We start from the raw sequence: 538 nt of genomic DNA on the forward strand, positions 1-538 counted from the left end.
GTCATGATGCTCTCGGACAGCGTACTGGAGACCGCTATAGCCGTGGTCAACGAGCCACTGGTAGGTGGGGATCTCGTTTGAATCGTATCCCTCCCGCTGGCGTTCCGGAGCAATTTCGCGCTCGTAGAATTCGACGAGTTCGTCGAGTGACTTCCTCGACCAATTGTAGGTTTGCTCACTCACGAAAATCTCGGGGGAGAACCCCGCGTGCTGCCCCCTGTAGTAATTCTAAGCGTGGTGATTTCATAGGATAGCGTCTATCTGACAGTGGTATAATAGTATTGGTTATGCGTGTGTCCGTTGGAGACACGCGAAATAAGCAACTTATCGGACAATAGATGCTCAAGAGTAATGTACCATATATCGCTATACAAAATGAGAGTTCGGCGGAGCGATCACGCCGCCTATTCACGTCGCTATCTACCCATGCAGCATCACCCCCGATACGTGTGATCGGAAGATGATTCCGAAACGCATAGACGACCGGTTCGGGAAATGACATCCGTTACGTATGCCCTCCACCCACGACGAATCCGCC

The 538-nt window shown here is 51.7% G+C and carries 1 pseudogene; it reads right to left on the bottom strand.

The features are described from left to right. Window positions 1-183, bottom strand: a pseudogene (locus DVK07_RS24075) (site-specific integrase); the annotation flags it as partial. Between the last annotated feature and the right edge of the window lie 355 nt (window positions 184-538).

Origin of the sequence: Halorubrum sp. Atlit-26R (genome assembly GCF_003666015.1) — an archaeon.
Classification (GTDB): Archaea; Halobacteriota; Halobacteria; order Halobacteriales; family Haloferacaceae; genus Halorubrum.